At 62.4% G+C, this 25,503-nt stretch carries 24 protein-coding genes and 1 riboswitch; of the genes, 7 read left to right on the top strand and 17 right to left on the bottom strand.

All coding sequences use genetic code 11. The features are described 5' to 3' along the window. Positions 1 to 765: 765 nt before the first annotated feature. From NUH19_RS03905 to argH, 5 genes are all read left to right on the top strand, one after another. Positions 766 to 1,431 (top strand): alpha/beta fold hydrolase, encoded by a 666-nt coding sequence (locus tag NUH19_RS03905; protein ID WP_262315244.1) that lies wholly within the window; start codon positions 766 to 768, stop codon positions 1,429 to 1,431. An 88-nt stretch (positions 1,432 to 1,519) separates the two neighbouring features. After that, entirely contained in the window at positions 1,520 to 2,965 is a 1,446-nt protein-coding gene (locus tag NUH19_RS03910) for an ABC transporter substrate-binding protein/permease (protein WP_262315245.1), read from the top strand. A gap of 553 nt (positions 2,966 to 3,518) precedes the next feature. Next, a complete protein-coding gene (locus tag NUH19_RS03915) occupies positions 3,519 to 4,193 on the top strand; it encodes a Type 1 glutamine amidotransferase-like domain-containing protein (protein ID WP_262315246.1) in 675 nt (224 codons plus the stop codon). Between the two features lie 83 nt (positions 4,194 to 4,276). Next, positions 4,277 to 5,488, top strand: coding sequence for an argininosuccinate synthase (locus tag NUH19_RS03920; protein WP_262315247.1), 1,212 nt, complete (start codon positions 4,277 to 4,279; stop codon positions 5,486 to 5,488). Continuing rightward, positions 5,488 to 6,873, top strand: coding sequence for an argininosuccinate lyase (gene argH / locus NUH19_RS03925; protein WP_262315248.1), 1,386 nt, complete (start codon positions 5,488 to 5,490; stop codon positions 6,871 to 6,873). The genes NUH19_RS03920 and argH overlap by 1 nt, the downstream gene beginning before the upstream one ends. Positions 6,874 to 6,954: 81 nt before the next feature. Here the strand turns inward: argH and NUH19_RS03930 are convergent, their stop codons facing one another. Beyond that, complete coding sequence (locus NUH19_RS03930) at positions 6,955 to 7,536, bottom strand: DUF805 domain-containing protein (protein ID WP_262315249.1); 582 nt, start codon at positions 7,534 to 7,536, stop codon at positions 6,955 to 6,957. A gap of 139 nt (positions 7,537 to 7,675) precedes the next feature. Here NUH19_RS03930 and NUH19_RS03935 point away from each other — a divergent pair, with 139 nt between their 5' ends. Beyond that, positions 7,676 to 8,821 carry a GGDEF domain-containing protein gene (locus tag NUH19_RS03935; protein WP_262315250.1) on the top strand — a complete coding sequence of 382 codons (1,146 nt, stop codon included), beginning with the start codon at positions 7,676 to 7,678 and terminating at the stop codon, positions 8,819 to 8,821. A 56-nt stretch (positions 8,822 to 8,877) separates the two neighbouring features. Here the strand turns inward: NUH19_RS03935 and NUH19_RS03940 are convergent, their stop codons facing one another. The 16 genes from NUH19_RS03940 to NUH19_RS04015 all read right to left on the bottom strand — a co-directional run bounded on the left by NUH19_RS03940 (position 8,878) and on the right by NUH19_RS04015 (position 23,060). Further along, a complete protein-coding gene (locus NUH19_RS03940; RefSeq protein ID WP_262315251.1) occupies positions 8,878 to 9,273 on the bottom strand; it encodes a hypothetical protein in 396 nt (131 codons plus the stop codon). Between the two features lie 239 nt (positions 9,274 to 9,512). Further along, the gene (locus NUH19_RS03945; RefSeq protein WP_262315252.1) at positions 9,513 to 10,868 is read right to left on the bottom strand and encodes a serine hydrolase domain-containing protein; all 1,356 of its coding nucleotides are present in this window, start codon (positions 10,866 to 10,868) and stop codon (positions 9,513 to 9,515) included. Positions 10,869 to 11,055: 187 nt separating this feature from the next. Then, positions 11,056 to 12,309: a D-alanyl-lipoteichoic acid biosynthesis protein DltD gene (gene dltD, locus NUH19_RS03950; RefSeq protein ID WP_262315253.1), complete on the bottom strand. Its 1,254-nt coding sequence runs from the start codon at positions 12,307 to 12,309 to the stop codon at positions 11,056 to 11,058. Next, positions 12,306 to 12,539, bottom strand: a complete 234-nt coding sequence (dltC, locus tag NUH19_RS03955) for a D-alanine--poly(phosphoribitol) ligase subunit DltC (protein WP_262315254.1) — start codon at positions 12,537 to 12,539, stop codon at positions 12,306 to 12,308. The genes dltD and dltC overlap by 4 nt, the downstream gene beginning before the upstream one ends. Before the next feature lie 229 nt (positions 12,540 to 12,768). Next, the gene (gene dltB, locus NUH19_RS03960) at positions 12,769 to 13,974 is read right to left on the bottom strand and encodes a D-alanyl-lipoteichoic acid biosynthesis protein DltB (RefSeq protein ID WP_262315255.1); all 1,206 of its coding nucleotides are present in this window, start codon (positions 13,972 to 13,974) and stop codon (positions 12,769 to 12,771) included. Beyond that, complete coding sequence (gene dltA, locus NUH19_RS03965; RefSeq protein ID WP_262315256.1) at positions 13,971 to 15,479, bottom strand: D-alanine--poly(phosphoribitol) ligase subunit DltA; 1,509 nt, start codon at positions 15,477 to 15,479, stop codon at positions 13,971 to 13,973. The genes dltB and dltA overlap by 4 nt, the downstream gene beginning before the upstream one ends. 13 nt (positions 15,480 to 15,492) lie before the next feature. After that, a complete protein-coding gene (locus tag NUH19_RS03970; RefSeq protein WP_420844666.1) occupies positions 15,493 to 15,639 on the bottom strand; it encodes a teichoic acid D-Ala incorporation-associated protein DltX in 147 nt (48 codons plus the stop codon). 251 nt (positions 15,640 to 15,890) lie between these two features. Then, positions 15,891 to 17,369, bottom strand: a complete 1,479-nt coding sequence (locus NUH19_RS03975; protein WP_262315257.1) for a sensor histidine kinase — start codon at positions 17,367 to 17,369, stop codon at positions 15,891 to 15,893. Beyond that, on the bottom strand, positions 17,362 to 18,039 hold the full coding sequence (locus tag NUH19_RS03980; RefSeq protein ID WP_262315258.1) for a response regulator transcription factor: 678 nt from the start codon (positions 18,037 to 18,039) through the stop codon (positions 17,362 to 17,364). Before NUH19_RS03980 ends, NUH19_RS03975 begins: the two co-directional genes overlap by 8 nt. Positions 18,040 to 18,227: 188 nt before the next feature. Continuing rightward, the gene (locus tag NUH19_RS03985; protein ID WP_262315259.1) at positions 18,228 to 18,773 is read right to left on the bottom strand and encodes a hypothetical protein; all 546 of its coding nucleotides are present in this window, start codon (positions 18,771 to 18,773) and stop codon (positions 18,228 to 18,230) included. Next, positions 18,760 to 18,933, bottom strand: a complete 174-nt coding sequence (locus NUH19_RS03990; RefSeq protein ID WP_262315260.1) for a hypothetical protein — start codon at positions 18,931 to 18,933, stop codon at positions 18,760 to 18,762. The genes NUH19_RS03985 and NUH19_RS03990 overlap by 14 nt, the downstream gene beginning before the upstream one ends. Before the next feature lie 191 nt (positions 18,934 to 19,124). Next, positions 19,125 to 19,547 carry a DUF956 family protein gene (locus tag NUH19_RS03995; RefSeq protein WP_262315261.1) on the bottom strand — a complete coding sequence of 141 codons (423 nt, stop codon included), beginning with the start codon at positions 19,545 to 19,547 and terminating at the stop codon, positions 19,125 to 19,127. Between the two features lie 12 nt (positions 19,548 to 19,559). After that, a complete protein-coding gene (locus tag NUH19_RS04000; RefSeq protein WP_262315262.1) occupies positions 19,560 to 20,132 on the bottom strand; it encodes a hypothetical protein in 573 nt (190 codons plus the stop codon). A gap of 167 nt (positions 20,133 to 20,299) precedes the next feature. After that, complete coding sequence (locus NUH19_RS04005) at positions 20,300 to 21,211, bottom strand: PTS system mannose/fructose/sorbose family transporter subunit IID (RefSeq protein ID WP_262315263.1); 912 nt, start codon at positions 21,209 to 21,211, stop codon at positions 20,300 to 20,302. 17 nt (positions 21,212 to 21,228) lie between these two features. Next, the gene (locus NUH19_RS04010; protein WP_262315264.1) at positions 21,229 to 22,047 is read right to left on the bottom strand and encodes a PTS mannose/fructose/sorbose transporter subunit IIC; all 819 of its coding nucleotides are present in this window, start codon (positions 22,045 to 22,047) and stop codon (positions 21,229 to 21,231) included. Between the two features lie 38 nt (positions 22,048 to 22,085). Further along, on the bottom strand, positions 22,086 to 23,060 hold the full coding sequence (locus tag NUH19_RS04015) for a mannose/fructose/sorbose PTS transporter subunit IIA (RefSeq protein WP_262315265.1): 975 nt from the start codon (positions 23,058 to 23,060) through the stop codon (positions 22,086 to 22,088). A gap of 582 nt (positions 23,061 to 23,642) precedes the next feature. Next, a riboswitch (Lysine riboswitch) is annotated at positions 23,643 to 23,815 on the top strand. Positions 23,816 to 23,921: 106 nt separating this feature from the next. Here NUH19_RS04015 and NUH19_RS04020 point away from each other — a divergent pair. Continuing rightward, complete coding sequence (locus NUH19_RS04020; protein WP_262315266.1) at positions 23,922 to 25,502, top strand: ABC transporter permease subunit; 1,581 nt, start codon at positions 23,922 to 23,924, stop codon at positions 25,500 to 25,502. The last annotated feature ends 1 nt before the right edge of the window (position 25,503 follow it).

The following is a 25,503-nucleotide window of genomic DNA, read 5'->3' on the forward strand; positions in this document are numbered from 1 at the left end:
GGCGTCGCCGAGCGAACTTAGCCAGCCGGCTAGCGTAAGGCTGGCGCTTGGGCCTGCCCTTGGCCCGAGTGGCGGCCTTAGCTGGACGCACTGGCGTTGCTCGGCAGAGCCCGTTTAGAGCGTGACCCGGGGCGGGGTTAGCGGAGCGGTCAGCGTAGGCTTGGGATTTGAAGCGGTCCTTGCTTCAAATTCCGAGCCTAGCAGACCGCATCCGCGTTGCCCCGGGGAACGCGTTTGGGGCGTCGCCGCAGGCTCCGGGGTTCGGGCAAGGCGAACTGCGCGGCCGGTCTTTGCCCGTTGGGCTCCGACCTAAAGCCGGAGCCGACCGTCGCCTACGGCTCCTCTGGTCGTCTTCGGCTTTGCCGGAATCAGCCACGCGTGAGCCTCGCCCAACCCGCGAGTCTCACGGGCGGCTGATTCTTTCGCGGCTCGCCTTGCCCGAACCCCTCCACCTGCTACCATGTGGAACGAGGCGGCCGATGTCCCGTAGCCACACTCGCGCGGCCGCTTTGCGCTCACCCAAAGGAACCGGCAGCTAAACTGGCCCATTCCAAAGTGTCACGGGCGGTGCTGCCGCGGCCCCACCTAAAGCGCGAACCTCACCGTTCATCTCTAGCAATACTCCGAAGTTCTTCATCCGCTACCTCAAGCTTCAGGAGCAGGGGTCGCAGCTGACCATTCCATCCGTCCGACGCCGCCGCGTTTCACGCCCCTTTTCCATCCCCGCCTCAGACGCGTACAATGGGGACAAACGGAGGCATTGCCATGGATATCACAGTCGGCACCATCTCAATTCACTACACCAAGGCCGGACAGGGCCACCCGCTGCTGCTCTTGCACGGCAACGGTGAGGACCACACCCTGTTCGATTCGCTGGTGCCGCTGCTCGCCCCGCACTTCACCGTGTATGCGCTGGACACCCGCGGCCACGGCCAAAGCTCGAGCGGCAAGCTCGACTACCGACTGTTCGCCCAGGACGTGCTGGGTTTCGTTCAGGCGCTAGGCGTCGAGCCGGTGATTCTGCTCGGCTTCTCCGACGGCGGCATCACCGGGCTGATCGCCGCCAGCAGCGAACCGGCGGCGGTGCGGCGGCTGATTGTGGCCGGGGCGAACCTGACGCCGCTGGGCGTTCGCTGGGCCGCCTACTGGGCCACCCGCGTCCAGAATTGGAAGCACCGCAGTCCCCTTTTGACGCTGATGCTCGAGCAGCCGCACATCACCCGGCAGATGCTGAATAATATTCAGGCGCCGACGCTGGTCATGGCCGGCCAGCACGACGTCATTCGGCCAAGCGAGACGGCGCGAATCGTCCGGGAGATTCCGCAGGCCCGGGGTATCACGGTTCCCGGCGCCTCGCACAGCAGCTACATCAAGGACGGGCCGACGCTGTACGGCCTGATTGCCCCGTTCCTCCAGCCGCTGGCACTGTGAATATTTTCTGTATTTTTTTAAAATGCTTGCATATTTCCTCGATTGGGTTTATATTCAATAAAAATTCAATCGCAGGGGAGTTCTCGGTATGAAGAAGTTTTTCAAGTGGCTGTTACCGCTGATCGCAATGCTTGCGCTCGGCTTCACCCAATCCAATCAGCAGGTCCAAGCGGCGAGCGGCAGCCGCCTGACCGCCATCAAGTCACGCGGTTACCTGGTCGTCGGCCTGTCTGCCGACTACGCGCCGCTGGAGTTCCACGCCACCGTCAAGGGCGACGACACCATCGTCGGCGCCGACGTGTCCTTGGCCAAGCAGATTGCCAAAGACGCCGGCGTGAAGCTGCAGATTAAGGAAATGGGGTTCGACGCCTTAATCGGGGCCCTCAAGACGGGTAAGGTCGACATGGTCATCTCCGGCATGAGCAAGACGCCGGAACGTGCCAAGCAAGTCGACTTCTCCGAACCCTACATGTACGAAAAGCAGATCGTCGTGATCCGCAAAGCCGACAAGGCCAAGTACAAGAACGTCGCCGACTTCTCCGGCGCCAAGGTCGGGGCCCAAAAGCAGACCACCCAAGAGGCGATTGCCAAGGCCCAGCTGCCAGGCGCCAAGATTCAAAGCCTGCAAAAGGCCAACGACGTGGTCGCCCAGGTCTCCTACAACAAGCTAGACGCCGGCGTCATGTCCAGCATCATCGCCGGGGCCTACGTTCAAAAGAACAAGAGCCTGATGATGGTGGATCCGCACTTCGCCACCGCCGCCTCGCCGACCGTCGTCGCCTTGCCGAAGGGCGACACCGCCCTGACGGCGCAGGTCAACAAGACCATCAAGAAGGTCAAGTCGCAGAAGCTTTGGGCCAAGTGGCTCGACGCGGCCTACACGCTGCAGAACCAAAGCGACGGTTTTTGGGCCAAGTACGGGAGCTTTTTCGTCAAAGGCGCGGTTAACACGCTGGTCTTCGCGCTGTTGACCGTCGTCGCCGGCACCGTGATCGGCACCTTCCTGGCGCTGATGCGTCGCTCCAAGCTCTGGATTCTCAAGGCGATCGCCGTGGTCTACGTCGAGTTCATCCGCGGCACCCCGCTGATGGTCCAGGCCTTCATCGTCTTCTTCGGAACCCAGGTGCTGGGCATCAGCCTCTCCGCCTTCGCGGCCGGCGCGATTGCCATGGGCATCAACTCCGGCGCTTACGTCGCCGAAATCATCCGCTCCGGCCTGAACTCCGTGCCGATCGGCCAGACCGAGGCCGCCCGGAGCCTGGGCCTGTCCAACGGCCAGACCCTGAAGTCGGTCGTCTTGCCACAAGCGGTCAAAAACATCTGGCCGGCGCTTGGTAACGAGTTCGTCACCGACATCAAGGAATCCTCCGTGCTGTCCGTCATCGGCGCCACGGAGCTGATGTTCGAAGGCTCCACCGTCCAAGGCGCCTCGTTCCAGCCGTTCTTCCCGATGATGATCGTGGCCTTGATCTACTTCGCCATGACCTTCGTCCTGACCCGCCTGCTGGGCTTGGTCGAGCGGCGGTTCAACTAGGACCAGGGCGGAAGCCGGCGCAGTTAGCAGGACGGCTAGCGTAGGGCTGGTGCTTGAGGCCCGGGCTTGGCCTCGAGTGCCGGCCCTAGCTGGACGTTCCTGCGTTGCCGGCTGGAGCCCGACGAACCAAGGCGGAAGGTCGCGTAGTTAGCGGGACGCATAGCCTAGCCGGCTCCGGGTCAGGGGCGGGTCGGGCTGCGCGGCCGGTTTCCGCCCGTTGGGCTCCAACCTAAAATTCGAGCCACGCCGCTGCCTACGGCCTCGTGCCTGTCTCGAATTTTGCCGGGATTAGCCAAGCGCAAGCCTCGCCCAACCCGCGAGTCTTGCGGTCGGCTAATCCTTTCGCGGCCCGGACCCGCCCCTGACCCTACGCTTGCGACCTCGTAGGACAAAACCAACCCAGCACGACGCAAATGTAGTCTGACCACTTCAGTCGGAATCGGCAAGCGTCAAACGCCCTTTCGTGCCACAGCCATCAGACAACAGCACCATCGTCATCACCACCCAACGCGGCCGACGCCTGTCGGTCGCGTTGGCGTCTACGGAGGAAGCCATGGATTACTTACTGACATCGGGCGGCATCCAAAACGCCGCCGAACGCGCCGCTTTGGTGGCGCTTTTGGGTAAGCCGATCGAGGCGGCCAACGCCTTGTGCATCCCCACCGCGGCCTACGCGACGCCGGAGAGCTCGCCGCAAGGGGTCTGGCGCTTCGTCGCCGGCCAAAGCTCCGCCCCCTTGGTCGGGCTGGGCTGGCACAGCATCGGGGTGCTTGAGCTGACCGCCTTGCCGGATCTGCCAGCCGAACGCTGGCGGCGCTGGCTTGAGGCGGCCGACGCGCTGCTGGTCGACGGCGGCGACGCGGTGTATCTCGCCTACTGCCTGCGTCGAGCCGGGCTGGCCGACCTGCTGCCGACCCTGGCTCACAAGGTGTGGGTCGGCATCTCGGCCGGCAGCATGGTGGTGGCGCCGCGCATCGGGCAGTTCTTCACCACCTGGGCCCCGCCCAGCGGCCCGACCGACGCGGGACTGGGGTGGCTAGACCTCGCGATTTTTCCCCACCTCAACTTGTTTGAGGAAAACAACCTGACCAACGCCCGGGCCTGGGTTGAAGACCTCGGCCGGCCGGGCTACGTCATCGACGAGCAAACCGCCATCCAGGTTCGCGGCGGCGCGGTGTCCGTGGTGTCCGAGGGCGAGTGGCATTTGCTGCGGCCGGGCTCGCTTTAATTAAATAAAAATTGTATAATTAACCCGAATGATGCAAGAATACGTGACGCGGCTCACGCGTCAACTCAAAGGAGAACTCACTCATGACTAAGAAACTGGTACTCGCTTACTCCGGCGGCCTCGACACCTCCGTGGCCATTCCCTGGCTGCAAGACCGCGGCTACGACGTCATCGCCGTCTGCCTGAACGTCGGCCAACCCAACGCCGACATGGCCTTCATCCAGAAAAAGGCGCTGCAAGTCGGCGCCATCGAGAGCTACGCGATCGATGCCCAGGAGGAATTCGCGAACGAGTACGTCGCCCCGGTGATCAAGGCCAACGCCTTGTACGAAGGCGACTACCCGCTGGTCTCCGCCCTGTCGCGGCCGCTGATCATCAAGCACCTGGTCAAGATTGCGCATGACAACGGCGCCGTGGCGATTGCCCATGGCTCCACCGGCAAGGGCAACGACCAGGTTCGCTTCGAGGCCGCGATTCACGCGCTGGACCCGAATCTTGCCATCGAAGACCCGATCCGCGATTTTCACTGGTCGCGTGAGGAGGAAATCGACTACGCCAAGGACCACAACGTGCCGGTGCCGATCGGCAAGAAGTCGCCTTACTCCATCGATGCCAACCTCTGGGGTCGCGCCAACGAGGCCGGCATCCTCGAGAACCCGTGGAACCAGGCGCCGGACGACGCCTGGGGCATGAGTGTCTCCCCGGAGGAAGCGCCGGACCAGGCGACCTTCCTGGATTTGACCTTCGAAAAAGGCCTGCCGGTGGCCATCGACGGCGAGCAGCTCGGCCTGGCCGCGCTAATCAAACGCCTCAACCAGATTGCCGGCGCCAACGGCATCGGCCGCATCGACAAGATCGAAAACCGCATGGTCGGCATCAAGTCCCGCGAGGTCTACGAGGCCCCGGCCGCCGCGGTGATCATGGCGGCTCACCACGAGCTGGAGAACCTGACGCTGGAACGCGACGTCGCCCATTACAAGCCGCTGATTGAGCAGCAACTGGCCACCATGATCTACGAGGCCAAGTGGATCACCCCGCTCTTCGACGCCTTGATGGCCTTCGTCGACCACACCCAGCAGGTGGTCAACGGGGTGGTCAAGATGAAGCTGTACAAGGGCAACGCGACGGCGGTGGCCCGCAAGTCCGACACCAACTCGCTGTATGACGAGAACCTGGCGACCTACACCGCCGCCGATTCCTTCGACCAGGAGGCCGCGGCCGGCTTCATCAAGCTGTGGACGTTGCCCGGCACCGTTTTCGAGCAAGTCAACCACGTTCACTCGGAGGAACAATAATGACCGACAAGCTCTGGGGCGGCCGCTTCACCCAAAAGGCGGCGCAGTGGGTCGACCAGTTCGGCGCGTCCATCGGCTTCGACCAGCAGATGGCGGCCGAGGACCTCGAAGGCTCGCTGGCTCACGTCGCGATGCTGGGCAAGCAGGGCATCATTCCCCAAGTCGACGCCGAGGCGATTACGGCCGGGCTGCACCAGCTGCAGGCCAAACTTGCAGCCGGTGAGCTGACCTTCACCGTGGCCAACGAGGACATTCACCTGAACATGGAGCGGCTGTTGACCGACTTGATCGGCCCGGTCGCCGGCAAGCTCCACACCGCCCGGTCGCGCAACGACCAGGTCGCCACGGACTTTCACCTGTGGCTCAAACACCGGCTGCCGGAGCTTTTGACCGCCCTGTCCGGCCTGCAGGAGGTACTGGTGACCAAGGCCGAAGAACACGCCGGCACCATCATGCCCGGCTACACCCACCTGCAACACGCCCAGCCGATCACGTACGGCCACTACCTGCTCGCGTATTTTGAGATGTTCCAGCGCGACTACGAACGCTTCGCCTTCAACCAAAAGCACACGGACATCCTGCCGCTCGGCGCCGCGGCACTGGCCGGCACCACCTTCCCGATTGACCGCGAATTCGTGGCCGGGCAGCTGGGCTTTGACGCCGTGTATCACAACTCGCTGGACGCCGTGTCCGACCGCGACTTCGCCCTGGAATTCCTCAGCAACGCCGCGATTTTGATGCAGCACTTGTCACGCCTGGCCGAGGAGCTGATCCTCTGGTGTACCTACGAGTTCAACTACATCGAGATGTCCGATGCCTTTGCCACCGGCTCCTCCATCATGCCGCAAAAGAAGAACGCGGATTTTGCCGAGCTGACCCGAGGCAAAACCGGCCGGGTCTACGGGGCCTTGATGGGGCTGTTGACCACGATGAAGGGCCTGCCTCTGGCCTACAACAAGGACATGCAAGAGGACAAGGAGCCCGTGTTTGACGCCTACACCACGATTCTGGGCTCCGTGCATATCTTCTCCGGCATGATCGAGTCGCTGACGGTTCACGAAAAGCGCATGCATGACGCGACCGTCGCCGACTTCAGCAACGCCACCGAGCTGGCCGACTACCTCGCCACCAAGGGCGTCCCGTTCCGCAAGGCTCACGGCATCGTCGGCGAGCTGGTGCTCAAGGGCATTCAGACCGGCACCAGCCTACAGGACATGCCGCTGGAATCGCTGCAGCAGGCCGCCCCGGAGATTCAGGCCGACGTCTACGCCGAGCTGTCGTCCGAAGCCGCGGTCAACCGCCGCGTCAGCCTCGGCGGCACCGCCGTCGCCAACGTCAAGCAGGAAGTCGCCCGGGCCCAGGCCATTTTGGCCGCTCGCGGGTAACCGTCAAAAACAGCGCTCGTCCCTCGCCAATTCGACGATGAACGAACGCTGTTTTAGCGTGTGCTGCTTCTCACTTTGGCCTCAGTTCGGTGCATCCGCCTTGTAGCGCATGAAGAACCGCGCGACGGCGCCGTCGCTGCGGGTGGTCAGGCTGTCGGTCGGCAACAGCTTCAGCACGAACTGGAAGATGGATAGCGCCAGGGTCAAAAAGGCGGTGACGCCGTTGCTGCTGGCGGTCATCGCGGTGCCGGCGACCAGCGCCTGAATCATCGCAATCCAGCTAGGCACCACCAGCGCGTATTGGACGACCAAAAGCACCGCGGTGCCGCGGCCGGTGATACCGACATCCCGGTTGCGCCGGGTGACCAAGGACAGCTCGACCACCGCGGTGACCAAAGACAGGATCAAGATGATCGGCGTCATCTGGCTGGTCGCCTGCGAAGTGGCCTTGGTCACGTCGTCGCCGTACTGGCTCAACGCCTGGGTGACCAGGCTCATGGACACGGCCATCATCACCACGAAGTTGACGGCGTAGGCCAACAGCTGCACCCACCAGTACCCGGCCCGGGTGCTGCGGCCGCGAAACTCGATGAGCCCCTTGAAAAAGTCTGCGTAGGCGCGGCCGATGCCGACCTGCCCGGGAATTTCCTGAATCTGCTTCATGTGGTTGCCTCCTGTGTGATGCGTCGCGTGGCGTCACCGCCCTTGCCAACGATTATACACTCAAAATCTCGTAAGATTAATTTAATTGCTCGATACAAGTGGTATAATGTGCTAATTCGTCTTGGGGGAGGGTGAGGACATGGTGCCTGCCGCGTTGCGGTCGGTCACGTTTTTGACCAACGCAATCGTTTTGATCTGCTTCATCTGGGTCTACACGTGGCTGAACCGCGACGCCACCCTGCCCCTTATTCGGCGGTGGCGGCTGCCGTTGACCATCCTGCTGACCGTCGCCTTCCTGATCTTTTTCCACGCGTCGTCGCTTCTCAACATCGCCAATCAGGACTACCCCGTCGGCTACGGCTGGACCTACCTGAACTTCCAGATCATCACGGTCTACTTCGCGCTACTGGCAACGCACCGGCCGGCGATGCTCCTGACGCTTGAGGTGGTGGTCGGCACCTGGTTCATCTGGATGAGCGGTGGCGCGTGGTCCGGCGTGATCGGCCTGACGCTTCTGGCGCTGGCCGTCGTCTACCTGGGCCGGCGCATCCTGACGGCCAGTGCCACCTTGTACATGGGCTTTGGCGTGATGTTCGCGCTGCCGTTCTTCTTCATCAACTGGATCAAGCTGGGCGGCATCGACGTCGGCTGGGGGCCGCAGTTCGGCTACCTCGTGCTGTTGTACCTGATGCTTTGGGCCGTGACCCGCTACTTGCAGCGCCGCGCCGCCCGGGAGGCGAAGCTGGCTCACGACGCCGCGGTCGACGCGATGACCGGGCTGAACAACTTCGCGAGCTTCGACCGCGACCTGCAAGCGGCCTACCGCAGGTTTCAGGCCACCGGCGAGCAATACGCGCTGTTCACCTTCGACATCGACCACTTCAAGGCGATCAACGACCGTTACGGCCACCTCGCCGGCAACGCCGTTTTGACCACCGTCGGCACCACCACCCGCCAGAAGACCCGGGCCTCGGCGTTCAACGCCAAGACCTACCGCACCGGCGGCGAGGAGTTCAGCATCCTGTTCTTCGCCATCGACGACGACCGCAACCGGGCCTTGGCCTTCTCCCGCGACCTCGCCGACACCATCGCCGCGTTGGCCTTCGACTTCGCCACGCCGCCGATTCACGTCACCATCTCGCTTGGCGAAGACCGCATCCAGGCCACCGACCAGAACTACTTGGACCTCTACCGCCGGGCCGACGCCTACCTGTACGGGGCCAAGCACAGCGGCCGCGACGCCTTGACCGTGCGAGGCGAGCTGCACAGAAGGGCTCACGCGTAAAAAAGCATCCCCGGGTTGCCCGGCCACCAAGGCCGCGTTTCCCGAGGATGCTTTTTTCAGTTGCGCAGGCGAACGAACAGCCCGACGCCGATGATCAGGGCCGCCAGCGGCAGCAACACCATCAGCGGCACGATGAAGTAGCCGAAGCCCTCGTTGGCGTCGGGGCCGAGGTAGAACAGACACGCCGGCAGCGTCACCACCGCCAGCGTCAACAGCGCCTGCAGCCCCCAGCCGCGGCCGTGAGCCCGAACCGCCGCCGCACCACCGAGCAACACCAGCGCCAGCGCCTCGCCGTAAAACGGCAGCTGCCCGTCGCCGAGGTTCAACCCGATGCCACAGCCCGTGCCAAGTACCAGCGCCGCCGCCAGCACCAGGCCGGTCAGCACCGCAACGATGCCATTAGCCAGGCGCCACCCGGTGACGCCTGCTTGAGGTTCCTGTCCGTTCGCCATCGTCAGCCTCCCAAATTTCCTTACCCAAGGCCGGGTACCCCACCCGGCCACCGCTCGGTGAATGCCCCCATCCACCGACTTGCAATGATTGCGTGACGGCCGCCGCCAGCCGCACCTCGCCCCGGTTCAGGGTCCGAGGCAAGTCGCGCCTTGGCTCACGGGGCGACGGCCGTCTGTTCGCAGTGGCGCCAAAACCTTAGCACGTGGCCTGCGCCTAAAACGCGGGTCAGTCGCAGGTGCTACTGGTTGACCGCCGCGGCGGTGCCGGTGCCGGTCTGCCCGGTCGCGGTGCCGCCGGTGCCGGTGTTGCCGGTCTTAGTGCCGCCGGTGGTCACGCCGCCGACCTTGGTGCCGCCGACTTTGGTGCCACCGGTCGCGGTGCCGGTCCTGGTGCCGCCGGCGGCCTGCTGCGTCGCCCCGCCGCTCGCCTGCTTGGCCGTGCCGGCTTGCGGCAGGCAGTAGCGCTGCATCAGCCGGGTCACCGCGTCGCCCAGCGCCGGCATCGACTTGTCCTGAACGTTGCTGAACAAGACCACGGCGTTTTGGCCGTCCGGGGTGATGCGGAAGGTGTCGTAGAACCCGTAACCGACGCCGTTGGTGCGGTAGTAGTCCGAGTGAATGTAAAACCCGCCGCTGTACCGGTAACCCGGCTGGTAGAGCTGGTTGCGGCTGGCCCCGGTCAGCTGACCGGTGACCAAGGCCCGTTCGGTGCGGTACAGATCGGTCACGGACATGTAGACCTGCCCGGTGCCGAGCTCGGCGTGCATCCGGTCGGTGGTCGGGGCCTGCGGCGTTTTGTAGGCCGCGTCCTTGTAGCCGGTGGCGATCGGCAGCCGGTGGTCCAGCGCGTAGGCCATCTGCGTGTGGGTCAGCTTGAGGCCGTCGATGTAGCGCTGCTTGAACTGCGCCTCGTAGCTCTGGCCGCTGAGCTGTTCACCCAGCCCGGCGAGCAGCAGGTAGTTGACCGGCGTGTAGACGAAGGTGCCGCGCAGGTTCGGGCGGTCGGCCAACGCACCGAGGTTGGCCGCGACCAGCTGGGTGTCGTCGACGTAGGTCGGCGTCAGCACCCCCTTGATGGCCAGGCCCGACGCCATGTGCAGCATGTCGGCGACGGTGATCGGCGACTGGGCGAAGCGCTGGTAGAACTGGCCGAGCCGGCTGGTGAAGGCGAGCTTGCCGGCGTTGATCTGCTGGACCAACAGGCCGGCGGTCAGGCTTTTTTGAAGCGAATCGATCTGAAACATCGTGTCCAGGGTGTTCGGCCGGTTCGCCGCCGCGTCGGCCAGGCCGCTGGCTCGCGAGGCGACGATCGCGCCGTTTTTGATAATCACCGCGGTACCGGAAAAATCCAGCTTCGACAGCGTCGCGTCCAGATCGGTCTGCGCCGCCTCGTTGGTGCTGACGGCCAGGGCCGGCGCCGCCTTTTTGACTGTCGCCTTCTTCTTGCTGGCATCCTGCTGCAAGGTGCGAACTTCGGCCTGCTGCGGGGTGCTGACCCGCCCGAGCCAAAAGCCCCAGGCGAACACGCCGATCAGAATGGCGGCGAGCATCAGCCCCCGGTGCCACCAAGATATTTGAACAACACGTCGGTGCATCGAAAAACCTCCCAAGAAATCACACTGACCCAAGCGTCGCGGCCACTGCCGCGGTTCGCCCGGCCGCAATCGTTCGCTGGCAAACGCCGGGCTGCGACGGCGCCACGGCCCGGCCGGCACCGGTTGACCGCGAACGGCTCACCGCCGCCCATTGCGCCTAGCCGCCACTAACCGCGGCGAACGGCGCCTATTTGCCGCTCACCACCGCGTCGCGCCAGCTCTTGGTGAAGAACTGCGAATTCAAGTGGTACTGAACCGGTTGGCGCTTGGCCGCCAGGAACGGGGCGACGGTGCGGTCGACGCGGACCCAGCCGCGCCAGCCGATGTGAATCGTGTCTTGCATGAAGTACGGCCGGTTGCCGTCGCGGCTGAGGTCCAGCACCCGGTTGAAGCCTTGGCCCTGCAGCTGCACCCGCAGCTTCTCGACCGCCTGGTGCAGCTTGGCCTGAGACAGGCCGGTGTAGCTGGCCCACTTAGCGTTGATCGGCGGAATGACGAACTGAACGTCGATGTCGTACTTGGCAAAGGCCGCCAAGAGCAGCTCAAAGTCGCTGTACTCCGGGCCGAAGCGGTAGTCAAAACTGCGCTGCTTACCCCGCATTTTGGCCAGCCGTCCCTCCCCCAGCCGCGAGCTGAAGAAGCGGTCGTCGATGCCAAAATCGTTGTTGGTGGTGTGAGCGGCGCCGACCTTGGCCGCCAGCGCGTCCAGTTGCTGGTTGGTCGCGGCGGCCGGCAGCTGGCGAATGCTTCGGGCCAGCTCACGCTCGTGCGGGTTGACCGTGAAGTGCGAGAACAGGCCGTCCTCGTTGTGGAGAACGGTCAGCCGCGCCTCGAGCAACAGCCGCATCGGGCGGTCCAGCTTCTGGCCGGCCGCCACCTGCAGCAAGGCGCTTTTGATCAGCCGGTCCTTCCTGACCGCTCGCATGCACAGCAGGCGCCGGGCGGCGTAGCGATCGGCGACCGTGTCCTTGGCCTTAAGCACCCAGGTCACCGTCTCAAGCGGCGAGTAGAAGTAATCGAACGCCTGGCGCATCACGCCGCGGCGGGTGAACCACTGCATCGACACGATGAACACGGCCTTCTTGTGCCGCAGCTTCGGCAGCATGGTCTGCGCGTTGATGAACTGGGTCAAAGACTGGGTGCCGGGTGCCCCGATCAAAAAGGGCCGGTAGTTGCGGTGGTACCGCGCCGCCAACGCCGACGGGTGGAACGGGTCCAGCCGCGACAGCTCGCTTGAGCCGAAGAACGGCACGGCGCCTTGGGCCAGCGCCTGGTTCTTGGCCCGGGCCCCGGCCAGCACCGTCGGCGACATCGCCACCGAAGCCGACCGCACCGCGGCCGGGCTCATGCGCTTGAAGGACAAAGGCGCCAAAAACAGCGCCAGCGTCAGCCCCGCGGCGATCAGCAACGGGCCGAAAATCTGCCAGACGCGCCGCTTCATTGCAGGCTGGCCGCCTTGGCCGCGATTTTGGCCGGCGTCTCCCACTCGCTGCGGTCGAACTCGGATACCGGCACGGTGATGCCGAGCTGGTCTTGAAGCGCCAGCAGCAGCTGCACGGTGTCCATCGAGTCCAGGGTGCCGGTTTCAAAAAGGTTCTCGTCCGGGCTGCCCGTGAAGTCGGTGCCGGTCAGGTCCTGCAAAATATCGAAGACGGTTTTTTGAATATCCATGTTGTACTCCTTTTGGCGCAAGGCGCCGTGCTTAGTGACAGTGATGTCGCAGAATCCGGTATGGGTGCTGGCGACTGTGAGGTCCGGGCCGCGCGGGTCAATTCGCCAATGGCTTGGCGTCCGACTCAAGGATTGTCTTGAGTCGAACGCACGCGTCATCACGCAGCGTCGGCTCTTTGTGGTCCCCAACCGCAATGTAGCCGGCTGCAGGGGCCCCAAAGCCCACACGTTAAAGCAACCGGTTCAGAAAAAGAAAGCCCGAGAAAATCAGGAAGCTGAAGCAGACCACGTTGAAGGTGATGAAGACGGCCAAGGCCTGAGTCCAGCGGTTGTGGGGCAGCGATTGGCGGTGCTTTTTCTTGAAGCGCAGCCAGTAGTCGTTGATGATGATCGCCACGGCGTGGAACAGGCCGTAGACGATGTAATACACGGTGACGCCGTGCCAAAAGCCCATGATTAAAAAGTTGATCAGGTAGGCGACCTGCGACACGCGGATGCGGTTTTTGACCAACTTGTGCTTCATGATGAAGAAGGTGACGCGCATGAAGATGAAGTCGCGGAACCAAAACGACAGCGTCATGTGCCAGCGATTCCAGAAGTCCTTGATGTTCTTGGCGGCGAATGGCTTGTTGAAGTTCTCTGGCGTCTGAATGCCCATCACCAGGCTGATGCCGACGGCGAACAAGCTGTAGCCGGCAAAATCAAAGAACAGGTACATGGAATAGGTGTACATGTAGCCAAGCAACGGCCAGATCAACGCGCTGGTGCCGTGAGCGGCCATCGCCGCCTGGGCGACCTGCGGCAGCATGACAGTGCCGAAGGCGTAGCCGAGAATGTACTTGTACAGGAAGCCGAGCAGGATGTGGTGCAGGGCCCGACCCAGCATTTCCAGGTAGGCGCCGCGTTCGGGCACCGCGTCGTAATCCTTTTGGAAGCGGCGGAAGCGGTCGATTGGGCCGCTCGAGATCGTCGGCAGGAAAAGCAAGAAGCGCAGGAACGCGATCGGGGCGACGGCCTTCATCGTGCCGTCGCGCAGTTCCATTAGCACCTGCACCGACTTGAAGGTCAGATACGAGATGCCCATGAAGCCCAGCAGGGACGGGTGCAGCGCCACGACCGGCGTCAGCTTGACCGCCGCCAACGGCGCGATGCTTAAGCACACCGCCAGGACGAAGACCCAAGTCGCGTTGTGGTTGCGGCGGTACCGCGCGAAGCCCTGCGTCAGCGCCAACTGCCAGATCACATAGGCCACCAGGGCGACGCCTTCGTGCCACTTGTGCGGTCCGGCGAACATCCAGGTGATGAACACCAGCGCGACGCCGCTTTCCCACAGCCGCAGCCGGTGGCCGTGCCACAGCCCGACAACCACCGGAATCAAGGCAATCAGCAGGATGGCGAAGTACTGCGGGTCGGCGTATGGGGCCAGCGGGCTCATGCGTTAACCTCTTGGATCAAGGCCTTGATCGCAACCTTGCCGTTTTGCGTCAGCGGCAAGCTGTCTCGGAACTCGAAGCGCGACGGAATCATGTAGGCCATCATCACGCCTTGCAGATGCGCGTGGATCGCCGCCGTCAGCGCCTTGGCATCGAAGTCGGCCGCGGTCGGCACGACGTAGGCCAACAGCGCGGAGACCTTGTGTTCACGGTTGTAGCGCGGCACCGCGACGCCTTGGCGAATCATCGGCGCGAGGTTGAGGAAGTGGTTGACCTCTTCCAACTCGATGCGGTAGCCGTTGAGCTTGATCTGAAAATCGGTCCGGCCGCAGTAGAAAATCAACCCGTCGTCCTCGATGTAGCCGAGGTCGCCGGTGCGGTAGGCCTGACGCCCTCGGTCCTGGGTGAACACGGCGGCCGTTTTGTTCGGCCGGTTCAGGTAACCCTTGGAGACGCTGGGGCCGGCGATTGCCAACTCCCCGATCACGCGGTCACCCTCCTGCTGGGCGGTGTCGGCGATCAGGCGCAGCGTGGTGTCCGGCTTAGCGTAACCGATCGGCAACCGCGGGTACTGCGCCAGTATTTCCCGGGAAATCTGCACCGCCGTCACCGCTACCGTCGCCTCGGTCGGGCCATAGGTGTTGAACACCTCGGCCGCGGGGAAGCGGTCCAGCAGGCGTTCGGCGGTCTTGTGGGTCAGCTCCTCGCCGCAAAAGTACAGCTGGCGCAGCTCCGGGTGATGCGCCGCGTCGAAGGTCGGATCCAGCAGGCACATCTCGATGAAGCTGGGCGTGGAGACCCAGACGTCGACGGTCAGCTTCGGCAGGGCCAACACCAGCTGGCGCAGGTCGGCCGTGGTTGACTTGGGCAGCACCTTCAGGCAGCCGCCGGCGGTCAGCGCCGGGTACAGCGACATCACGGACAGGTCAAAGGAGAACGGTGCCTGGGCCAGCACCCTGGCGTGTTCCGGCAGGTCGAAGCTCGCCATCCAGTCGACGAAGCTCTGCAGGTTGGCCAGGCTGATCTGAACGCCCTTGGGCTGGCCGGTGGTGCCGGAGGTGAAAATAATGTAGAAGTTATCACCGGCCTCAAGCGTCGGCACCGGCGCCGCGGCCCCATCCGCCATGGTGGCGGCCAGCTGGGCCGGTGTCATCGTCGGCGTCTTCAGGGCGACCGGCAGTTCCGCGGTGGCGATCACCAGCGCCGGTTCGGCGATGGCCTCGATCATCGTCAGCCGGTCATTGGGCGAGTGCGTGTCGACCGGAATGTAGGCGTGGCCGGCCTTGACGCAGCCCAGAAAGGCCGCGATGGCCGCGAAGCTCTGGTCGCAGTAGACCAGAATCGGCGCCTTGGCCGCGAGCGGTCGCACGGTCAGATCCGCCGCGATGGCGTCCGAGGCCGCCTTCAGCTCGCCGTATGTGTTGACCTGACCCAGCACGTCGATAGCCGGGCGGTCGGGTTCTTGCATCGCAATCGCATCGATTGCCTGAATAATCGTCTGTTGCATCCTGCACCCCTTTTTAGAATTCGTTGTAGATGAAGTGACCCCCGGCCACGCCGCGGTAGCTGTACAAATACACCAGCACGATCAAGATCGCGGTGTACAGAACCGTCCGGGCGATGAAGGCCACGAGCGGCCGGTGCCAAAAGCTCATGAATCGCGTCACGGTGCCGCCTCCTTTGTCGCAAGTTTGTCAGAAGATACACCCAGTTTACCGAGCGGCGCTGCCGGCTGCATTCAACGGTTTCTAAGCACGAGATTAAGGATTCTCAGAAAGCAGTGCCGGTTGGCGGCGGGTCGCGAGCGTCCGGACGCAGCATGTCCATCCCCGCGAGCAAAGCCTTGCCGCAAGCACCGCACAAAAAAGGCGCTGACCCCGGGACGTGGTTTGCCCGTGGTCAACGCTTGGACTTGCAATTAATGCGGCATGGCGGCCGCCTCGAAGCTGACCTCAAAGACGCTGCCGTGCGGCTGGTTGTCGACCACCGCGATGGTCGCCTGAGACAGGCTGGCCAGCCGGGCCGCGATGGCCAGGCCCAGACCGGTGCCGGCGATTTTCTTAGAGCGAGACGAGTCGACGCGGTAGAAGCGGTCGAACACCTGGGCCTTGGCGGCGTCGGGAATGCCGGGGCCCTGGTCGGCCACCCGCAGCACGACGCGGCCGCCGCCGCTCACTGCGTCGATCGTGACCGGGGCGTCCGGTGCGTACTTGGCCGCGTTGTTCAACAGGCACAGCAGAATGTGCGTCACCGAATCGGCGTCGGCCAGGATCCACAGGCCGCCGGGCAGGGCCACCACCGGCGGCTGGTCGGTGGCGTAGCGATCGCAGACGTCCGCGACCAGCTGCGTCAGGTCAAGCGGCACCCGCTCGACCTGGACGTGATCCATGCGCGACAGGCTCAGGAGGCTCTCGATCAGCCGCTGCATCTTGCGCGACTCCTCCTCGATCACCGCCAGGGACTCCGGCACGATCTCCGGATGCGCGTCACCATGGCGGCGAATCAGGCTCGCGTGGCCGCGAATCGCCGTCAGCGGCGTCCGCAGCTCGTGGGAGGCATCGGAGACGAACTGGTTGTCCCGCAGCACCTGCGCGTTCAGCGTGGCCAACAGGCGGTTGAACTCGATGGACAGCGCCTGCACCTCGGCCGGGCCGGTGGCCACCGGCAGCGCCTCTTGGTGCGTCGCATTCTCCTTGGCCGTGATGCCCTTGGCCGCCTGGGTCAAGGCCGCCAGCGGCCGGTTGAGGCGCCGGGCCAGAATCGAGGTCGCCCAGGCCCCGGCGAGCAGGCCAACCAAGGTGATGAAGACGATGATCGCCAGCAGCAGCTTGACTAGCGCCACCATGCGGTTGAGGCTCATCCAGATCTCGTAGTCGACGGTCACGCCGTCTTTTTTCACCACCGCCTCGCGGTAGTAGTAAATGCCTTGGTCCTCCTGGTATTGCACGTGCGAGATCAGGGGGTAGGTCATCAGCGTGTCCTTCAAAAAGCGCTTGGTGTTCTTGGCGTAGTATGTTTCGTTGGCCCCCTGGCCGGACACGTTGACCCGCACGAAGGCGTGGTGGGTGCGGTAGCTGGACGAGAACCAGGCGTCCCAGTCCGGCTTGTTGTTCTTGAACGAGTCCTGCAGGTCGCCCATCAGCTGCGCCGAGTCGTCCTGCTTGCTGCGAATCAGGTACTCGGCCACCACGCCGACGCTGACGATGCCGATCACCGTGACCACAATCGTGAGCAAAATCACGTAGGTCCGGGTGATGCGCCGGGCGTAGGTGGCCGGCCGCCGCTCGCGGCGCGGGGCCTGAGCCGCCTCGGACGACTGGCCGGCGCCGTGCTTGGCCCCCGTGCCGCGCTGAACTGCCGCGCCGCCCTTGGCCGCCGTGCCGCCGCGCTTACGCATTGGCCGCCTGAAGCGCGTAGCCGACGCCTCGCACCGTGTGGATCAGGTTCGGGCTACCCAGCTTTTGGCGCAGGTAGCGGACGTAGACGTCGACGATGTTGACCTGGCCGTCGAATTCCGTGCCCCACACCGCGTCGAGCAGCTCGTCGCGGCTCATCGCCGTGCCGGCGTGTTGCATCAGCACCAGCAGCAGGTCGTACTCGCGCTGGGTCAGCTGGGCCAGCTGGCTGCCGCGGTGAACCTGCCGGGCCTTGACGTCCAGCGTCAGGTCGGCCACCCGGTAGGTCGTCGGCACCTGCTTGTCGTGGCGGCGCAGCAGCACCCGCAGCCGGGCCAGCAGCTCCTCGATTTCGAAGGGCTTGGTCAGGTAGTCGTCGGCGCCGTTGTCCAGCCCCGCCACCTTGTCGCCGACGTAATCCCGGGCGGTCATCATCATGATCGGCACCTGCGAGGTCTTGCGAATGCGCCGCATCACCTCGAGGCCGTCGAGTTTGGGCAGCATCCAGTCCAGCAAGATCAGATCGATGCTCGCCCCTTTTTGCTGAAAAAGCTCCCAGGCCGCCTGGCCGTCCGTCGCCAACAGCACCCGGTACTCCTCGAACTTCAGCTCCGAGCACAAGTACGTGCTCAGGCTCTCCTCGTCTTCCACCAACAAAATCGTCTGCGTCATCGTTTCTCCCTAGTCTTCACCTATTCTGCTTTCAGAATACCACAGGCGCCACGGCAGCAGTCATAACAGTTCTGTCACCCGCCCGGCCGCAAGCCGCCGCACCACGCAACGGCGGGGCATGGGCCGGTTACAGAAAACAACAAAAAAACGCGCGGTCAAATCACCGCACGTTGCTTGTCGCCGCAGGGTTAGGCGACCCCGGCCAAAAATTCGCCAATCTCGGCGAGCGTGATGCCGAGAAACTTGTTGGTCTGGCCATTGGGGCGGCCGTACTGGCGAAATCGAAATTGCTCGTAAAACGCGATGCTGCTCGGCAGCGCCTCGACTGATAGAATCGTGAAAGCGCCGAGGGCGTGACGCTGCTCGTAGGCCATGGTCATCGCTGTCAGCAGCAGCTGACGGCCAAACGATGCTTTCTGAAACTTCGAGGCGATGCCTAAAAAACTGATTAAAACGGCAGGGTAATCCGTGACGCCACCGCGCAGAAAATGGTGATCCTTGCGGTACTTGCGCGAGATCGCGGTTGCGTCGTTTTGGAGCGTGAAGTAGCCGACGATCGCGTCTGGCCGCCACAAAACAAAGGTGTTGGCGATGGTTTCGCTTCTGATTGCATCGTCTCTGAGGAAACGATCGATGCCAACGTTACCGGTCGAAAAGTCAGCGGCTAACTGTTCAAAGTCCGCCTTCGCCGCCACCTTCAGAATGTGGGAGAAACGCAGATCACCGCTTGTCATCGTCCAGCCGATACGGCTTTAGGCCGCGCAGCGCCGTCCCCGCCGCCCGAAGTTCCCGCCGCCGCTTGGCCGACACCTCGCCACGGGCTCGTGCCTTGAACAACTTGTAATCGTCCGCATTCAACTCCAACACTCGGTGTTTACGCTCGATTGTACCCATGGTGACCCCTCCTCAATTTGAATTGGTCTGAGTCTATCACGGCCGTCGCAAAACCGTCAACCAACCACCGCCTGGACACCGCCTCATGCCTATTGCGCCGGGGTTGCGGTCCCCACAAGCGTGGCACGATTGGCCAACTTGTTTTCCCGCCATTCAAAAGGCCCATCCGGCAACGGATGGGCCCCAACGGCTTACTTGCGCCGCGACCGCGGCTTCATGCTCTGAAACAGGTTGATCCAGGATTCCTTGTGGAACAGATTCTTGCCGCCGCTTCGCAGCACCTGCCAGAAGGTCAGAGACTTGCGGATGCGGTCGGCCGGAATATGCTCGCGAACCGCGCGTAGCACCGCCTTGGGGTCGTGCGACGAGAAGGTGTAGGTGCCGCTTTTGCGCGTCACCAGGGCGTAGCGGGGCAGCCACTTGCCGCCGAACATCACAGACACGGCGACGTGGTCGACTTCCTTCCAGGGAAACTGCATGTAGTTCTTCGGGTTGCGGGAGTCGTAGAACTCGAACCCGCGGTCGCCGACCATGATCTTGCCGTAAGCCGGCAGCCCCATGAAGGAAGTGCCGTCAACGACCAGCTCGACTTTCGTATTCAGTGATTCGACCATTGTCTCCATCCTTTACTTGAATAAACCGGTTTTCTGGTGAAGCAGGTAGAACAAGTTAGCGCCGTCCGGGTGCAGCCGGACGCTGTAGCCGGCGTATTTTTGATCCGCCAGCTTGTTTTCGACCCAGGCGAGGTACCAGGTTTCCTCGTGGGTGCCGCCGCCGGGATCCGGCAGCGTCACGACCAGGTGCGACTGGACCTTGCGCCAGGTGAAGCGCGTCGTCGCCTTGGCCTCGACCATGCGGCCGGTGTGGTTCTTGGCCAGTTGGATGCTGGCGCGAGCCGTGCTGCTTTTGGCCGGGTCCTGGGGGTCGAACAGGCGATCCGTGATGCTTTTTTCAAAAGCGGTCGAGGGCTGAATCAAAGCCGCCTGATCGAACACGAACCAGTGGGTCCCCGCCTGGGTCAGCTCCTGCTCCGGGTCGTGGCGCAGGCCGCGCCAGGCCCAGGCGCCAAGCGCCACCGCCACCACCAAGGCGATCAGCCACACCCGCCGCCACCGCACCGGCTTGGCCAGCCGCGCCGGTGGCAGCGGCGACCGCTCCCAGTTATCCGGCACGTGAATCCCGCCCGTATCCTGCCCCATTGCAACCGCCTCCTTGTCCCCTTAACTGTAGCGAAGCACCGGCCAAAAGGCAACGGGCCCCGAGCGGATTTTCCGGGTGCTGCGGGGATTTCCCGGGTGCTGGCGCAAGGGCGGCATGAGACAAAAACGGCCGTCCTTCGCGTGAAGGACGGCCGCCGTAACCGTGACTACATCAGGTTGGCCAGGTGCATCAAAATCCCGAAGACGAAGAGTCCCAAAATGATGACGATTGGCGAAACCTTCTTCTTGAGCAACCACATGCACAGGAAGGTCAGAAGAACCGCGGCCAGGCCCGGAATCAGGCTGTCCAAGTTGTTCTGCAGCGTCGTGATCTTGTGATTGGTCAAGGACAGGCCAGCCGCCTGGTCCTGCAGGGCCTTTTGAATCCCCTTGGCCCCGGCAGGCAGCGCGTTCCAATCGATGTAAGCCCCTTTGTCCAGCTTAACGTCGGAAACCTGCGGCGTGAACTTGACGGAGACCCAGCGGTTAACCAAGGCACCCAGGATGAACATCCCGAGGATGGAAGCACCCTTGGTCACGTCCTGAAGCAAGGTCCCGGAAAGGTCGTCGGCAATTTTGGAGCCGGCGCGGTAGCCGAATTCCTGCGTGTACCACAGGAAGGCGATGCGGATGACGTTCCAAGCCACGAAGAAGATGATCGGGCCGAGAATCGAGCCACCCATCGCCATGGACGCACCCAAGGCGCCGAGGATTGGGCGAACGGTGAACCAGAAGACTGGGTCGCCGACACCGGCCAGCGGGCCCATCATCCCGATCTTAACGCCTTGGATGGTGACGTCGTCGATCGGCGCCCCATTGGCCCGCTCTTCTTCAAGGGCGAGCGTCACGCCGATAACTGGGGAAGCCAGGTACGGGTGGGTGTTGAAGAATTCCAGGTGGCGCTTCAGCGCGGCCACGCGGTCTTCCTTGGTGGTGTAAAGCTTCTTGAGGGCTGGAATCAAAGAGTAGGCCCAGCCGCCGTTTTGCATACGCTCGTAGTTCCAAGACCCTTGCAAGAAGGTGGAACGCCAGCATACGGCCCAACGATCTTTGGTCGTTAACGTAATTTTATCTGCCATTTTCGCCAACCTCCTTGTTAGTAATTGTCGATGATATCGCCGACTGGGTCACCGGTACCACTGTTGCTGGACCCGCCGTTGCTGCTGCCGGAGCCGCCCATCTTGGACAGGTTCAGGTAAATCAGGGCGAGGCCGACGCCGATGGCACCCAGGCCGATCAGCGTGATCGATTGAACGGTCGCCAGCACGAAGCCGATGGCGAAGAATGGCCATACTTCGGCGGTGGCCATCATGTTGATAACCATGGCGTAACCCACGGCCACAACCATGCCACCACCGATACCCAGGCCGTCAACCAGCCAGGATGGCATCGCGTCGAGCAGGGACTTCACGGGCTTGGAACCGACGGCCAGGATGAAGCCGGCCGGAATGGCGATACGCAGGCCCTGCAAGCAGATGGCGATCATCTGCCACAGGTCGATTTTGGCAAAGCTGCCTTCCTCGGCGGCCTTATCCATGATGTGGGCGATACCAGTTGCCAGGGTGCGGACGAAGGTCGTCAGAAGCAGGCCGGCAACGGCCAGCGGAACGGCCATGGCGATCGCGGACTTAACGCCGTCGGTCCCCTGGCCGCCCAGTACGAGAATAATAGCTGAAGCAACGGCTGCCAAGGCAGCGTCTGGTGCGACCGCGGCGCCGATGTTCGCCCAACCTAAGGCGATCATCTGCAAGGTCCCGCCCAAGATCAGGCAAGGCACAAGCTGGCCGGTCACTAAGCCGATCAACGTGCACGCAACGATTGGCTGGTGGAATTCGAATTCATCAAGAATCCCTTCGACCCCAGCCAGGAACGACACGATGAGGACTAGGATGATTTGAATGAAGTTCAAAGACATGTGAGTGTCCTCCTTTTTTCCGGTTAAAAAATGTCAGATTATTTGGCCGCGTTCAAGGCGTCTTGGGCCTTCTTGAGAATCGCGTCCATGTTATCGCCAGAGTCGGTTGGGACCTTGCGAACATCGAAGCTGATGCCCTTGGCCTTGAGCTTGCCGAACGTGTCGATGTCGTCTTGGTCGAACGCCAAGACCTTGTTCGGCTGCACCTTGCCGGCGGAATGCGCCATGGAGCCCACGTTGATGGTCTTCAGCGGCACCCCACCCTCGACGGCGCGAAGCGCGTCCTGCGGGGTTTCGAACAGCAGTAAGGCGCGTTCGCCGCCGAAGTGCTTGTCGTCCTTAGCGATTTTGATCATCTGATCCACCGGAATGACATGCGCCCGGACACCGCCCGGCGCCGCATCGGTGATCAGTTGCTTGCGCAGCTTGTCACGCGCAACGTCGTCGGAAACGACGATGATGCGCGTCGGCTTAACGTCCTTGGACCAGGCCGTCGCCACTTGGCCGTGCAAAAGCCGCGAGTCGATTCGCGCCAGCACGTACTCAAGCTTGCCCGGCTTGCCGCCCTTGGCAGCGGCCGGTGCCGCAGCAGCGGGTTCAGCGGCCTTGGGTTCCAGTTCTTCCGGCTTGATGCGAACGCCCTCACGCCCGGCGTCAACCAGGTGAGCCGCGATGTCATGCGCGGAAGTCATGGACAGACGAGACCCGTAAGCCTCGATCAACATTGGCAGGTTCAACCCGGTAACGATCGCCCACTTGTCTTTGTGTGCTTCATACAACCCGTTAGACTGGTTGAATGGTGAGCCGCCCCAAAGGTCCACAAGGAACAATACTTCATCTTCCGGATCGAACTTTGCAATGGCTTCTTCAAGGTGTGCTTTCAGGTCTTCCGGACCTTCGTTTGGCATGAACGTCACAACTTCAACTTTTTCTTGCTCACCGAAAATCATCGAACCGGATTGCTTAATGCCAGCGGCGAATTGCCCGTGACTGGCAAGAATGATTCCGACCATTGTTTGTCGCCTCCTAATAAAATTTGTGTGAGTTTAGTGAGCGCTATCATTAACGGTCCAACGCGCCGATGATGACGAGCGCAAAAACTCCCAGAAGCTAGTATGACAAGGTTTCTGGGCTTTTGCAATCATTTTGACTAATAATATTTACCGTTTTCATGAAAGGACTATACCACCGCGATTTCACCGGTTCAATTCACCGAACTGTAATCTGCCAGTTTTGAGCCATTCTCGTCCAAAAGTGGGATGGTTGAATTGATGTAGCGCTTTCTCGAAGTTTTCTTTACGTAAACCCACACCAGGAGATGGTTGACGCAAGAAACCGCTTGCGCAAAAAATCTTGGGCCGACGCGAGCGAGAATCGGGCGAGCAGCGCCGCTTGACAAGAAAGCGCTGCAGAATGAAACACACTTCATTCGGGCCGTGAAAGGACAGCAGAATGAAACACACTTCATTCTGGCCACGAGCCGGCCGCAGAATGAAACATACTTCATTCCGGGCCCGGCCGAAGTTTTTCTGCAACCGCGCTTGACAATCCCGGGGAAGTCACCTAGACTCATGGTCAGACATTTAAATAAACCACCAAGAAATAGAGGTCGCGGGTGGTGACGACAGCTGATGAGGGCCTAACCCGATGAGTCAGCCGTAAGCATCCCCGCCGAAACTCACCAAGCGATTAGGCGCTTGGCGGGTTGGGACAGTGGGCGAAAGCCGCTGGACTGTCGAAGCGATTGCTTCGGAGCGCTATGATTCTTGCGAATTATGCAGAAATCCACGTTGGCCTTTGTTTATCGTAAACAAAGGCCAACGTTTTTTAGTTCTCTATTTCCCGAGTGACCAAACACGAAGGGAGAATGTCTTATGAAGAAGTTGTTTTCCGCCATTATCGGCGCAGGGTTCGCCCTCGCCGTCGGTCTGGGCCTGGCTGCCCAGACCCAACCCGTTCAGGCCGCCGGCGGCACCCTCAAGGTCGGCATGGAGGCCGGCTACGCCCCGTTCAACTGGACGCAAAGCACCAGCGCGAACGGCGCCGTCAAGATTCAAGGCTCCAGCGACTACGCCAACGGCTACGACGTGCAGATGGCCAAGAAGGTCGCCAAGGCCCTAGGCAAAAAGGTCATCGTGGTCAAGACGTCTTGGGACGGCCTGCCGCCTGCTTTGACCTCCGGCAAGATCGACGCGATCATCGCCGGCATGTCCCCGACCCCGGAGCGGCGCAAGACCATCGATTTTAGTAACACCTACTACGCCTCCAAGCTGACCGTCGTGGTTCGCCGCGACAGCAAGTACGCCAAGGCCACCAGCATCAAGGACTTCAAGGGGGCCAAGATCACCGCGCAGCTCTCCACGTTCCACTACCAGGCGATCAGCCAGCTGAAGGGCGCGATCAAGGAAGGCGCGATGAACAACTTCCCGGCCATGCGCGTGGCGCTTGAGTCCGGCACCATCGACGGCTACGTCTCCGAGGTGCCGGAAGGGATTACGGCTTCGGCCGCCAACCCGAACCTCACCTACCTGCGCTTCAGCAAGGCCAATGGCTTCAAGACCAACCCCGAAGACGTCGACTTGGCCATCGGGCTGCGCAAGAACGACCCGGACAAGGCCAAGATCAACGAGGCCCTGGCCAAAATTTCCAGCAAGCAGCGCGATCAGCTGATGACCGAGGCCGTCGCTAACCAGCCGTCGACGGCTAGCGAAGGCAACTGGTTCATCAGCATCCTCAAGCAGTACGGCCCGATGCTTCTGCGGGGGACCGGCATGACGCTTCTGATCTCTTTGATCGGCACGATCGTCGGCTTCGTCATCGGCCTGCTGGTCGGCATCGTTCGCACCATTCCGGCGCCGAAGACCAAGGGCAAGCGCGGCCTGCAGTGGTTCATCAACTGGCTGTTGGCCGTCTATATTGAAGTGTTCCGTGGCACCCCAATGATCGTCCAGGCCGCCGTGCTTTACTACGGCGCCGCCCAGGCCTTCGGGCTCAACATGGACAAGACGGCGGCCGCCTTGGTCATCGTCTCGATCAACACCGGGGCCTACATTTCCGAAATCATCCGCGGCGGCATCATCTCCGTGGATGCCGGCCAGTTCGAGGCCGCTCACGCCCTGGGCTTCACCCACCTGCAGACCATGCTCAAGGTCATTTTGCCTCAGGCGATTCGCAACTCCCTGCCGGCCGTGACCAACGAGTTCATCGTCAACATCAAGGACACCTCGGTGCTGTCCGTCATCTCGGTTTCCGAGCTGTTCTTCACCTCCGAAACCGTCGCCGGTCAAAACTTCCAGTTCTTCCACACCTACCTGATCGTCTGCGGCATCTACCTGATTCTGACCTTCACGATTTCCCGCCTGTTCCGCCTGATTGAAAAGCGCATCGACGGCCCGAAGAACTACAACGTGATGAACAACCAGATGCAGGTGGAGACACCCACGACCAACAACTAAG

Origin of the sequence: Lacticaseibacillus parakribbianus, from assembly GCF_025490915.1 — a bacterium.
GTDB classification, from domain to species: Bacteria; Bacillota; Bacilli; order Lactobacillales; family Lactobacillaceae; genus Lacticaseibacillus; species Lacticaseibacillus parakribbianus.